The organism is Peribacillus sp. (assembly GCF_059453735.1).
On record NZ_JAZVJO010000555.1, the window covers coordinates 1 to 9916 of the forward strand.

Consider the following 9916-nt stretch of genomic DNA (forward strand, 5'->3'; position numbering starts at 1 on the left):
TAAGAATTTGATCTGTTCCATTTTTCAACTCAGTAGCACCTGAATTAATTTGTCCGGAACCGTCTGCTCCAGTATTGAAACCGCTTGCAATTTCAGATAGCTGAGTAAGCAGACTCTTTGTATACGTGGCCGTTACTTTATTTGCTAATTGTGTTTGAATTCTTTCTGTGGCTGTTTTAGTCACTTGCGCGGCCATAAAATGTAAGCCTTCATTTTGAGTATACTTTAATTCTGGCTTTTGTGGATTGGCATCGAGAACAGTCGTCACTTTCTGTGAAAAGTCTTTTGGTACTTCAATGACCATATAATATTTAAGATCTTTTAATCCTTTTTCGGCTTTTTCAGAATCGACAAATTCAAAGCCAAGACTATTGTTGCTTTTTAACTCAGCAATTAAGTCATTCCCAACATTAATTGGTTCTCCCCCGGACATTCCCCCTTGATCTTGGTTGACGACTGCAACAGGAAGATTTGCTAGGTTATCGTATGGTCCCCATTTAGCAGTGAGGATAAGGGCCGCATATACAAACGGCACTAAAAGAATGGCGATGACTGCAATAATCCACCCTCGTCTGCCAGCAAATCCTCCCATTTCTGATTGCGAAGAATTCATATTTTTCCCCCTTTGTTATGATTACAAATATAAATGAATCATGATTCATTATGTTTGTATTCCTTATATATTCTGACAATAAATTGAAATTCCTTCTATTTTTCGGTAATAAAAAAATATTTTTAGGTATATTTAATCATTTTTTCTGAAAAAGCAGGTGGGAAAATAAAAAAAGGCGGATGAAATAGCTCATCCCCCTTTTCTATAATTATGCTTTTGATGCTTCAAGCTCAATGTTAATCGTTATTTGATCGCCGATTAGGACGCCGCCAGTTTCTAAAGCCGCATTGTAAGTCAATCCATAATCACTGCGGTTAATTTTTGTTTTGGCGCTGAAACCTGCTTTGGTATTACCCCAAGGATCTTTTCCTTCACCTTCGAATGTTACCTCGAATGTTTCAGGACGAGTGATATCTTTAATTGTCACATCGCCGATTACTTTATAGTCATCACCACTTACTTTAATAATCTCTGTAGCTTTGAATGTTATGTTTGGAAAGGATTCAACATCAAAGAAATCAGCTGCACGAAGATGATTATCACGGTCCTCATTTTTCGTATAGATACTTGCAGTATCAATGGTGAAATCAATAGCAGCTGTCGTTAAATCAGAAGAATCTGCTGTAATGTTAGCATCAAATTTCGCAAAGTTCCCACGTACTTTTGCAATCATCATATGTTTCACTGAAAATTCAACTAAACTATGATCTGCGTCTATTACCCATTTTTCTATTGTCATGTATATTCCTCCCAAAATTATTATCTTGAAATAAAATATATTTACTCCGAGATAAATGTTTATAATGTAAGTATATGTAATCGTTAATTAAAAGTCAACTACTTATTTTTAGTAAGTAGTTAAGGCATTTCATTTTAAGATTATGTGCAAAAAAAGCCTTTAATCACCATAGTGACTAAAGACTTTTTTGGTTAATTTTCTTTTTCACCTTCATACAATTTTGCCTTACTTGGCCAAAAGGCATAACGGCCGAGTAGTGCGGTAATCGCTGGGACGAGGAAAGGACGAACAATAAATGTATCCATCAAGACCCCAATTGACGTAATGAGTCCGAATTGAACGAGAACCTGGATCGGCACCGTCGTTAAGACTGCGAAGGTGGCGGCTAAGATGATACCGGCGGATGTAATCACTCCGCTCGTTTCACTTACCCCCTCTTTGATCGCTTGCTTAATTGGCATGATCTTTTTCTTCTTCCAAATGCTTGAGACCATGAAGATATTATAATCTTCGCCAAGTGCGACAAGGAAGACGAATGCGTAAAGCGGGATGGCTCCTTGTATCGCTTCGACACCCATGAAATTATGGAGTATAAACCACCCAAGACCAAGTGCGGCAGTATAAGATAGAATGACTGTACCCATTAGGTAAATCATTGCAGTGATGGATCGTAAATAAGCTAATAGCAGAAGCGCAATTAAGATAACAATTAGCGGAATGATGATGGTGCGATCTTTGTCACTCGTTACTTGGTTGTCATGCTGTGTTGCTGTTTGTCCACTGATCCAGACTTTATCCGAAGCTTTATTAACGTCAGCATCTGTTAAGGCTGATTCGGCAGCGGTTTTTATAGCAGGAATACTATCCATTGCTTCTAAAGAATATGGATTGATTGAAAATTTAACTGTATAGGCCTTCAAATCTTTGTTTGTTGCCCCTTCTTCAGGATCACTGACGGTCTCAACAATATCGATTTCTTTTAAGGCATCTGTAAGCGGGATATCTTTTCCTTCTGTATCAATGACGATTTTTGCAGGGGCCAATTCTCCTGGTGAATAGGCGTCAGAAATGACGGCAAAGCCCTCTCGAGAATCCATATCCTCTGGGAAAGAAGAGAGGATGTCATAGGTATATTTAACTTGTGTTGAATACGCACCCAGTATCCCAAATATAACAACGGAGATGATGACGACTGTCCATGGTTTTTTTATGACTAAATTGCCGATTTCATTTCCAATTTTGTTCGTTTTCTTCTGACGTTTAACGGGTTTCCCCGTTTTTTGAGCCCGTTCTTTTTCCATTTCAGGTGTACGCGGGATGATTGGGAAAAAGGAAGCTCGGCCAAAAACAGCTAGTATTGCCGGAACCAAGGTTAGGGCGGCTATGCCCATAATGAAGATTGATAAACTAAATGGGACAGCAAAACGGGTATATGCCCCATATTCGGCAACCAACAGAGTCAGCAGGGATATAACAATCGTTAAGCCGCTCATCGCAATGGCACCAGAAGAATCAGTAAAAGCATGCATCAGTGCTCTGCGTTTATTTTCTGTTTTCCTTAATTCGGTTCGGTAATGAGAAATTAGGAATAAACAATAATCAGTTCCTGCCCCGAATAAAAGCACGGTCATAATTGAAATGGATTGGGCATCTACAGTAATCCAGCCCTTATCCGCCATAAAACCAAGAATTGGACTGGTTAAAAGGTAGGCAAAGCCGACCCCGATTAACGGAATAATGGCAAGCAGGGGAGAACGATAGATCAGTAATAATAGAACAAGAACTAATAATACAGTTCCGATTAATAACGTTACGTCAGCACCTTTAAATAGCCCGGTTGCATCGACAGAAATGCCGACAGGACCAGTTGCACGAATAGAGAGTTCGCTTGAATCGGTGTCTTCTTTAAACGGATTGCCGATATCTTGTTTTTTTACTAACGCTTCAATTTCATTTAAATTTTTCTTCAGTTCTTCAGCTCCCGCATCTTCGGCAAAAAAGATGGTTTGAACAAGTGTAGTCCCATCCTCCGAAATGAACTCCTTAAGAGCTGGAAGTGGTACTTGGTCTATAGGAGGCAGAAAAGATTGGTTAGGCAGAGGATTTTTTGTAAGTTCAGCATTTAATGCTTGAACAGCCGCTAAATCTTTATCTGTTAAACCACCCTCGCGATGCCATGTGAGCAGAGCAGGTACACCAGATGAATTGGGAAATTCTTTTTCCATCAATTCATCTGCTTGCATAGAAGGTGCATCGCTCGGAAGGTCAACCGTTTTGTTTACTTCCTTTTCACCAACGGATGGTAAGGTGAAAGTTAGAATAGCAGTTAGAGCAATCCAAATACCAATTACGATCCATCTGCCTGATTTTCCTGTAATCATTCTGCTGAGTTTTTGTATAATCGATTCGTTCAAAAAAACACCTCATTCATTTTTTTTATTCATATATAAAAGATTATGTAAAAATGTGGTGAAAAAAGTTGATCCCTTTAATTATATATGAAGCGGTCAAAATCCCAAAAGTTTAATGTGCTATAGTTAGAATATATTCGGTAGAGGTGGAGTGAAGCTAGGTGTTGCATCTGATTAGGTGGGGGATGTTTTTCGGAGGTCTGTGTCTGCTGGGAATGGGAAACGCTCTCGCAGTTAAGGTGAAATTTCTAGGTTTGCATCCATGGGAAGTGTTGAACGTTGCTCTTTTTCAGCAGATCGGTTTGACCATTGGGAGCTGGTCTATCATAACCGGGCTATTCTTAGTTCTAATCACGTATATAGTAGATCGGAAATATATAAGTCTAGGAACCTTTCTGAATGCGATGTGCGTGGGAGTCATTATGGATTTTTTTCTCTGGTCTGGATTGTTACCAGAGTCGTCCGGTACTTGGACAGACTATTTCATTCTGCTGGCAGGAATTTTATTGGCTGGAATCGGTGGAGGGCTATACGTGGCTTCGAATCTCGGCGCAGGGCCGCGGGATGGGTTTATGTTGATTGTCTCAGAAAGAACAGGTATCTCAGTGAGTAGAGCAAGAATACTCGTTGAAAGCTTCATCCTCGTTTTTGGCTTTCTACTAGGAGGGCCTGTGTTCATTGCGACCTTTATCTATACCTTTATCCAAAGTCCTGTATTCCAAAAGTCACGAATTGTTTTCTCAGGACTTCTAGGAAAATGGATAGAGAGACGATCAATAACCAGTGCTATCCAAAAATAAAAAAGCTTTGAAGCAGGATCTTCCTGACTTCAAAGCTCTTTTTTTATAGATTGAAATATTTTTCTAAACCATTGAACATTCCAGCAGCTGCCTTAGTCTGATACTCGTCTGTGGCAATGATTTTTTCTTCAGTTGGATTGGAGATAAATCCAAGCTCAACTAGAATGGAGGCCTGTTTATTCGTACGGATGACTTGGAAGTTTCCTTCTTTGACACCACGACTTTTCATACCTGTGGCTTTGATCACTTCTTCTTGAATACATTTTGCCAACTCGTATTCATTCACATTCGTTTTGTAATAGAATGTATCCACACCATTAGCTGTTTTATTCGTACTTGCATTGTAATGAATACTAATAAATACATCAGCCTTGTATTTTTCGCTGATTTCAGCTCGTTTGGTAAGAGAAGGATACGTATCACCTGTTCGTGTCATAATGACAGTCGCGCCGGCATCCTCTAATTTGGATTGCAGCTTTTTAGCCGTTTTTAACGTGAGCGTTTTTTCATTATTATTTTTCCCACTTGCCCCAGGGTCTGTCCCACCGTGGCCAGGATCAAGTACGATCACTTTACCACTTACGCCTCTGACAGGTTCTTCATCAGATAAATACTTCATTGAAGCCCAACCAATAACTCCGGCAGTGGTTAGTACTTTACCCCAGTTGTCATGGTTTACTTCAAGTAAGGTTACTTCTTCATTTTTTTTAACGGTTGTTAACACCTTAGCTGTTGTATTGGCTGCTTTACGGATATTCAACCCATTGGAGGTTACATAGTATACTTCTGAATCAACATCCGGTTCAGTAGAATCCTCCGCTGGTTTTGCATTTTCAACAGGATCCTTTTTAACAGGTGCTTTCTTTGTTAAGTAAGACGTTACGGCCCAGCCGCTTTTCCCAGATGCTGTTTTTAAGCTGGCCCACTTGCCGCTGATCTTACTAACGGTTACTTTAGCATTTTTCTTCACAGATGTAACAACTGTACCGGAAGTAGATGCTGATTTTCTAATATTAAGTGTTGAAGCGGTAACGTAATAGACTGTATTCGTAGCTTCCGATTTTACAGCTGTTACGGGTTTTTTAGTGGTTATGTATGATTTTGAAACCCAGCCTGTTTTCTTAGTGGAAGGAACATACACTTTATACCATGTGCCGCTTGTGGATTTGATATTGACGAGTAAGCCCTTTTTTAAGGTCGCCATGGTTTTGCTGCTCGTGGATGCAGATGACCGCAGGTTCAAAGTCGTAGCTGTTACATAGCCATTCTTTGTTGCAGAAGTAGACGCTGCTTTAGCAGTCTTTACTTTGGTCAAGTACTTAGATGAGACCCATCCGGAGGTCTTACCATAAGGAATTTTGCTCCAGCCGCTCTTTTCCTGAGAAATCGTCACGGTGTTCCCTTTTTTTAGTGCGCCTAACTTTTTAGCACTTGTACTCGCTTTAGCCCGGACGTTAAGGGAACTTGCATTAACCTGTGCTTTTACCGTGGCAGCTGCCGATACTGACTCAGCAGGATTCACAAATGTGAATAGTGATAAGAAGAGTACCGTGGCTAACAATAGAGATCCTAATCTTTTTTTCATGCTGTTCGCCGCCTTACATAAAAGTATTTTTTCCGAAACCCATTTTTTGCCTAGTATAATAATAAACTATTTTTTTACATAAAAGACAAAAAAACTAAAATTAATCTAAAAAAGGAATAATATAACACTATTTCGACAGAAAAATAGCAAACTATGCTAAATACAGGTACCAATAGTATCGGTCGAAATGTCGTTAGTTGAATAGATTTTTCTTTATATGAGCCTTTTATACTATCTATAGGAAATATTTACCTTTATTTTGAAAAGGAATATTTTTCTTAAATTGAGGAATATTACTGGATGTAAATTGAAAAGGAGGAAGGAAATTGATAAACGAAAACGAGAAAAATAAAAAACGAGCAGATAATGAAAATGAAGAAACATTAACCAACAGACAGGGACATCCGGTCACCAATAATCAGAACATGCGGACCGTTGGAAATCGCGGGCCCACTACATTAGAGAATTATGATTTTTTAGAAAAAATCAGTCACTTTGACCGGGAAAGGATTCCAGAAAGGGTCGTTCATGCACGTGGGGCTGGTGCTCACGGGTATTTTACAGCAACAGGAAAAGCTGGGGACGAGCCTGTTTCGACCTATACGCGTGCAAAGTTATTCCAAGAAGAAGGGAAGCAAACTCCGCTTTTCGTTCGTTTCTCTTCGGTTATTCATGGAGGAACCTCTCCAGAAACGCTGCGTGATCCACGTGGATTTGCGGTGAAATTTTATACTGAGGACGGCAATTGGGATTTGGTCGGAAACAATTTGAAAATATTCTTTATCCGTGATGCGATTAAGTTCCCAGATCTTATCCATGCATTTAAACCGGATCCTGTCACCAATATTCAGGATGGAAAGCGAATATTTGATTTTTGCTCTAGTTCACCGGAAACCTTCCATATGATTACGTTCTTATTTTCTCCATGGGGAATACCAGCTAACTACCGTATGATGCAAGGATCAGGTGTGAATACCTATAAATGGGTGAATGAAGAGGGGAAGGCTGTTCTTGTTAAGTATCACTGGGAACCGAAGCAAGGAATTAAGAACCTGACACAAGACGAAGCGGATAAAATTCAAGCTACCAACTTTAACCATGCGACACAGGATTTATATGAAGCCATTCAAAAGGGAGATTTCCCGGAATGGGATTTGTTTGTTCAAATTATGAGTGATGACGACCACCCAGAGTTGGACTTTGATCCGTTGGATGATACGAAACTTTGGCCAAATGATACATTCCCATGGAGGCATGTTGGGACCATGACGCTGAACAAAAATCCCGAGGATTATTTTACTGAAGTGGAACAAGTTGCTTTTGGAACAGGGGTACTGGTTGACGGGCTTGATTTCTCAGATGATAAGATGCTGCAAGGCCGGACCTTCTCCTATTCAGATACACAACGGTACCGTGTTGGTCCCAATTATCTGCAGCTTCCAATTAATGCACCCAATAAAAGGGTGGCAACGAACCAACGCGGCGGACAAATGCAATATAAAGTAGATTTAGGTGAAAATCAAAATCCTCATATAAATTATGAGCCTTCTACCATTGATGGGTTAAAGGAAGCGAAACCTACTGGTAAGGAATACACACCTTTTATTGAAGGACATTTGGTTCGAGAGTCCATTGATCGTCCAAGTAATACGAAACAAGCTGGTGAAACGTTCCGTAATTTTGAGGAATGGGAGAGAGAAGAATTAATTGCTAACTTAGTTAGTGCACTAGGACCTGCTGATCAGCGGGTTCAAGAGAAAATGATTGCACTTGCGGAAGAAGCAGATGAAGAGTATGGCCGCCGCTTAAGAGAAGGGCTTGCCAATGCACCTAAAGACGAAACAGAGCACTCAAAACCAATCAGCTCCAAAGAAGGTAATGATGCGCCTGAAGAAGCCGTAGAAAAAAGTCATGACGCTGAACCATATTAAGAATCAAAAGCAAATTTCCTCTTGAAGGAAATTTGCTTTTTTTAGATTATCAATGGTATTGTCAGCGATAATCAATTAAACTGTATACCAATAATGTAATATAAGACTTTTCTCTTTAAGGAGATGAATAAATGATTAAGCTTTTATCCGCTCTTTTCCTTCCTTGCTTATTAGTGATGCTTTTCTCTAGAGTTACCTATAACCGCTATGTGGGACTGAGTTTAACTGTTGCTTTAATCGCAGCTTCAGCCTATAAAGGCTATACCCATGCCTGGTGGCTGGTTATTGTTGATGCTTTGTCGTTAACAGTTGGTTTTTACCTCTCTACAAGAATGATGAAACGTACTGTGAAGAGCGCCTGAAAAGGTGCTTTTTTTGATTTATTGAGCTGTATCTACTAAATGAAAAACGAATAAACGTTCGCTTTTATATGGTTTGTTTTTTATGCTTTGTGGTAGAATGAGTATAGAAGTATTTGTAAAAGGGTTATAAATAAAGAGGGTGCAGCTTCTGGTAGTAGAGGGAGTTTCCTTTATATATAGTATAGAAGTTAAACAAGAAAATCCCGTTTAGGAGGGTACTAGGTGAAGGATAAATTCGAATTGGTTTCAAAATATACTCCGCAGGGAGATCAGCCGCTGGCTATACAGGAACTTGTAAAAGGGATTAACGAAGGCAAGCGATACCAAACCCTTCTCGGTGCAACTGGTACAGGAAAAACATTCACAGTTTCTAATGTAATTAAAGAGATAAACAAACCAACACTGGTTATTGCTCACAATAAGACATTAGCAGGACAGCTGTACAGTGAGTTTAAGGAATTCTTTCCTGAAAACGCGGTTGAGTATTTTGTCAGTTACTACGATTACTATCAGCCTGAAGCATATGTTCCTTCTACGGATACATTTATTGAAAAAGATGCGAGCATCAATGATGAGATTGATAAGCTCAGGCACTCTGCAACGTCTTCACTATTTGAACGTCAAGATGTCATCATTATTGCCAGTGTTTCTTGTATATACGGCCTCGGTTCACCAGAGGAATACAAGGAAATGCTTGTCTCTCTGCGAACTGGCTTAGAAATTGACCGGAATACCTTACTGCATAAACTGGTAGATATTCAATACGAACGAAATGATATTGCCTTTCAACGGGGGACTTTTAGAGTGCGTGGAGATGTTGTTGAGATTTTTCCGGCATCTCGTGACGAACAATGCGTGCGGATTGAATTTTTTGGTGATGAGATTGATCGTATTCGTGAAGTAAATGCGTTAACAGGAGAAATTACAGGCGAACGAGATCATATTGCTATTTTCCCAGCTTCCCATTTCGTGACACGAGAAGAAAAACTGAAAGTGGCTATAAAAAATATTGAAGCTGAGCTCGAAGAACGACTAAGTGAATTACGTGAGAATGATAAACTTCTCGAGGCACAGCGTTTAGAGCAGCGGACTCGTTATGACTTGGAAATGATGGCTGAGATGGGCTTTTGTTCTGGCATTGAAAACTATTCGCGCCATCTTACCTTACGACCGCCTGGATCAACACCGTATACGTTAATTGATTATTTACCAAAGGACTTCCTGCTCGTTGTGGATGAGTCCCATGTGTCCTTGCCGCAAATAAGGGGAATGTTTAATGGTGATCAGGCACGTAAACAGGTCCTAGTTGACCATGGTTTTCGGCTTCCATCTGCAAAAGACAATCGACCGCTTCGTTTTGAAGAGTTTGAGCAGAAAGTCAGCCAAGCTATTTTTGTCTCTGCTACCCCTGGTCCATATGAGCTCGAGCATACACCGGAAATGGTTGAACAAATTATTCGGCCGACAGGGCTCCT

At 39.9% G+C, this 9916-nt stretch carries 8 protein-coding genes; 4 read left to right on the forward strand and 4 right to left on the reverse strand.

What is annotated here, in order from left to right; all coding sequences use genetic code 11:
* The 3 genes from AC52RT_RS18190 to AC52RT_RS18200 all read right to left on the reverse strand — a co-directional run.
* A partial coding sequence (locus tag AC52RT_RS18190; protein WP_495542055.1) for a YhgE/Pip domain-containing protein occupies nucleotides 1–613 on the reverse strand: 613 nt, incomplete at its 3' end.
* Nucleotides 614–821: 208 nt separating this feature from the next.
* Complete coding sequence (locus tag AC52RT_RS18195) at nucleotides 822–1352, reverse strand: YceI family protein (RefSeq protein ID WP_495542056.1); 531 nt, start codon at nucleotides 1350–1352, stop codon at nucleotides 822–824.
* Between the two features lie 191 nt (nucleotides 1353–1543).
* Complete coding sequence (locus AC52RT_RS18200) at nucleotides 1544–3766, reverse strand: MMPL family transporter (protein WP_495542057.1); 2223 nt, start codon at nucleotides 3764–3766, stop codon at nucleotides 1544–1546.
* A gap of 182 nt (nucleotides 3767–3948) precedes the next feature.
* Between AC52RT_RS18200 and AC52RT_RS18205 the strand changes: the two genes are divergently transcribed.
* Nucleotides 3949–4563 (forward strand): YczE/YyaS/YitT family protein, encoded by a 615-nt coding sequence (locus AC52RT_RS18205; protein ID WP_495542061.1) that lies wholly within the window; start codon nucleotides 3949–3951, stop codon nucleotides 4561–4563.
* Between the two features lie 43 nt (nucleotides 4564–4606).
* Here AC52RT_RS18205 and AC52RT_RS18210 read toward each other — a convergent pair whose 3' ends face one another.
* Nucleotides 4607–6148: an N-acetylmuramoyl-L-alanine amidase family protein gene (locus AC52RT_RS18210; RefSeq protein ID WP_495542058.1), complete on the reverse strand. Its 1542-nt coding sequence runs from the start codon at nucleotides 6146–6148 to the stop codon at nucleotides 4607–4609.
* Between the two features lie 329 nt (nucleotides 6149–6477).
* Here AC52RT_RS18210 and AC52RT_RS18215 point away from each other — a divergent pair, with 329 nt between their 5' ends.
* The 3 genes from AC52RT_RS18215 to AC52RT_RS18225 all read left to right on the forward strand — a co-directional run.
* A complete protein-coding gene (locus tag AC52RT_RS18215; RefSeq protein WP_495542062.1) occupies nucleotides 6478–8079 on the forward strand; it encodes a catalase in 1602 nt (533 codons plus the stop codon).
* Between the two features lie 131 nt (nucleotides 8080–8210).
* Entirely contained in the window at nucleotides 8211–8441 is a 231-nt protein-coding gene (locus AC52RT_RS18220; protein ID WP_495542059.1) for a CsbA family protein, read from the forward strand.
* A 222-nt stretch (nucleotides 8442–8663) separates the two neighbouring features.
* Nucleotides 8664–9916, forward strand: a 1253-nt coding sequence (locus AC52RT_RS18225) for a DEAD/DEAH box helicase family protein (protein WP_495542060.1), incomplete at its 3' end; no start/stop codon positions are given.

Excerpts from the sequence above, each read along its gene's own strand:
- AC52RT_RS18195 (WP_495542056.1), bottom strand. The coding sequence starts at position 1,352 with ATGACAATAGAAAAATGGGTAATAGACGCAGATCATAGTTTAGTTGAA.
- AC52RT_RS18205 (WP_495542061.1), top strand. The coding sequence starts at position 3,949 with ATGTTTTTCGGAGGTCTGTGTCTGCTGGGAATGGGAAACGCTCTCGCA.
- AC52RT_RS18210 (WP_495542058.1), bottom strand. The coding sequence starts at position 6,148 with ATGAAAAAAAGATTAGGATCTCTATTGTTAGCCACGGTACTCTTCTTA.
- AC52RT_RS18220 (WP_495542059.1), top strand. The coding sequence starts at position 8,211 with ATGATTAAGCTTTTATCCGCTCTTTTCCTTCCTTGCTTATTAGTGATG.